Origin of the sequence: Paracoccus yeei ATCC BAA-599, assembly GCF_000622145.1 — a bacterium.
Lineage (GTDB): Bacteria > Pseudomonadota > Alphaproteobacteria > Rhodobacterales > Rhodobacteraceae > Paracoccus > Paracoccus yeei.
This window is the reverse complement of sequence record NZ_JHWH01000061.1, coordinates 1-2,511: the sequence shown is the minus strand read 5'-3', so window position 1 is coordinate 2,511 and position 2,511 is coordinate 1. Positions and strand designations below refer to the sequence as shown.

General features: G+C 63.3%; 2 protein-coding genes and 1 pseudogene. 2 read left to right on the top strand and 1 reads right to left on the bottom strand.

Features of this window, described 5'->3' with window-relative positions; all coding sequences use genetic code 11:
* The first annotated feature begins 83 nt into the window (after positions 1–83).
* Positions 84–1,339 (top strand): annotated as a pseudogene (locus tag BU28_RS25035) (IS5 family transposase).
* A 176-nt stretch (positions 1,340–1,515) separates the two neighbouring features.
* Positions 1,516–1,983 (top strand): hypothetical protein, encoded by a 468-nt coding sequence (locus tag BU28_RS0117535; protein ID WP_028720586.1) that lies wholly within the window; start codon positions 1,516–1,518, stop codon positions 1,981–1,983.
* Here the strand turns inward: BU28_RS0117535 and BU28_RS0117530 are convergent.
* Positions 1,940–2,511: transposase (locus BU28_RS0117530; RefSeq protein ID WP_028720585.1), on the bottom strand; the 572-nt coding region annotated here is incomplete at its 5' end. The genes BU28_RS0117535 and BU28_RS0117530 overlap by 44 nt on opposite strands.

Genomic DNA, 2,511 nt, shown 5'->3' with positions numbered 1-2,511 from the left:
CTAGCAGGCTGCTGAAATAGTCGTTTCTCGACGCGGTTTGCAGAACATGATTCATCACTGGCAGGAAGACAGTGGGAGTGATCATGCGCGGAGCGGACGAGACGAGCGGGTCGCTGTTCAGCTATGTCGATCTTGAGGACCGCATCCCTGCGCAGCACCCGCTGCGGAAGATCCGGCAAGTTGTGAATGACGCACTGGCCAGTCTGGATGCGGAGTTTGAAGCGCGTTACACCGCCTTTGGCCGCCCCTCGATCGCACCGGAGCGGCTGATCCGGGCCAGCCTGCTCCAGATCCTGTTCTCGATCAGGTCCGAGCGGCAACTGATTGAGCAGATGCAGTATAACCTGCTGTTCCGCTGGTTCGTGGGCCTCGGGATCGACGACCTGGTCTGGGGTGAAGGGCGCCCGGAAATCCGTCCGGGGGACGGATTTCAGCCCTGAGCGGGCGAAGCCCCGGGCCAAAGGCCGACGGTGTTCACGAAGAACCGCGACCGGCTGCTGACGACCAAGATGTCGCGCAAGGTCATGGCGGCGATCCTGGCCCATCGCGAAGTCGCGCCGCTTTTGTCGGATGATCACTTCTCGGTCGACGGCACGCTGATCAAGGCTTGGGCATCGATGAAAAGCTTCAAGCCCAAGGCAGCGGGCACGCCACCGGACGACGAGGGACCGAGCGATCCGCCCTCCGCGGATGAGGCCCCTGCTTTGAGCCTCGACACGCCAACCGCCGAGACCCACCCCGAGATTGCCCCAATGTCCCGCCCCAGCCATCGCAGCCGCAATGCCGAGGTCGACTTCAGGGGCGAGAAGCGTTCCAACGCAACCCATGTCTCCACGACCGACCCAGAAGCGCGGCTTTACAAGAAAGCCCCCGGCATGGGTGCAATGCTCTGCTTCATGGGACATGCGTTGATGGAGAACCGGAATGGATTGATCGTTCAGAGTGACCTGACCCTGGCCGATGGTCATGCCGAGCGAAAGGCCGCGCTCGATATGCTGCATCGTCACTCCCCAGGCTCGACCCGGAAGCTGACGCTGGGCGCGGACAAGGCCTATGATGCCGCTGGCTTCGTGGCCGATCTGCGCGGGGCCTGCGTCACTCCCCGCATGTCGCCCAAAAAGCGCGGCATTCGGCAATCGATGGACGCACCACACGGCACAAGGGCTATGCCTTGTCCATCAAGCATCGGAAGCGGATCGAGGAGCCCTTCGGCTGGGCCAAGACCGTGGGCGGCATGGCCCAGACCGTCTATCGAGGCGTCGAGCGGGTCCGTTCTCGCTTCATCCTGACAATGGCCGCCAGCAACCTGGCCCGGCTGCCCAGGCTGCTGCGGGCATGACCACCGGACTGAGCATCAGGCAACTATGCCCTCCGTGCCGAAGCGCAAGGCCATGATCCCCATCAGTCGCCAAGACGGGAAACCATTCCGGCTCATCGACTATTTCAGCGGTCTTAGGAGCAAACGCACCAAATTGCCGACTGGATCGGGGGCATGACGTTTGTTCCAATGTCGGCATGTCCGAACCTTTGGTGATCCAGACGTTGACGCAGAAGCGCGCCGAGATGCTCGGCCGGATCAGGGCCCATGAGGCGCAAATCGCCCAGGCCAGACACGACCTGGCGCATGTGAACGCGACGATCGAACTGTTCGCCGCTCCAGAGCGGCAGCGGGTGCGGTATATGGTCAGCCATGGCTTCTTCAAGAAGGGCGAGATCGCCGACATCTGCGTCCGCCATCTCGACGTCGACGGGGAGATGACCACGCGCGAGCTCGCCGAGCGCGTCATGGCCGAACGGGATCTCGAGATCTCGGATACCGCCCTGAGGAACTCTGTGGTGTTCAAGGTGGTTCAGGCGTTGCGCCATGCCAAGCGCCGAAAGCTCGTCCGTATGGTGGAGAAGCGCAAGGGGATGTGCTTGTGGGCTGCAGGCGACGCTGTCACGCTGCGCGTCGTTGCCAGTATCCCTTCCACGCCCGGCTGACCGGCACGGCAAGCGCCCCGCCGATCAGGCGATCTGCCAGACATCCGTTGCTTTCGTCCCGGTGATCCTCGAGCCAGGCGGCATGGGTTGCGTAGGCATCGAGATACCGCCCTTCAACCCTCAGATGCTGGCCGCCGATCATCCGTCTCAGCCGCGAGAAGTAGCTCTCGGCGCCATTTGTGCGAGCGCCATTCAGACTGTAAGCCTCTGAATGATTGATTCTTTGCATGTCGAAATCGGGCTCCAGAAGATCCCGGTGCGTGCCCTCGTCGGCCGAAACGACGGTGCCGGAGGCGGTCTGCTCCCTGACGAAGTCGACACCCTGGGCCTCGCGCAGAAAGGTCCGTGTGACTGTTCGGCCGCCGCGTTGGCGCAGCACGACCACCACGCGGCGTTTGCCGCTGCGGTTGCCGAGCAGCCGCCGGTCGACACGCTCCTCCCGCAGGTTGGCGGGCCGGACATGACCACCAAAGGCAGCTCCGTCCACCTCCACCTCGCTCGTCAGGCGCATATCCCGGGTCTCAGCCG

Excerpts from the sequence above, each read along its gene's own strand:
- BU28_RS0117535 (WP_028720586.1), top strand. The coding sequence starts at position 1,516 with ATGTCCGAACCTTTGGTGATCCAGACGTTGACGCAGAAGCGCGCCGAG.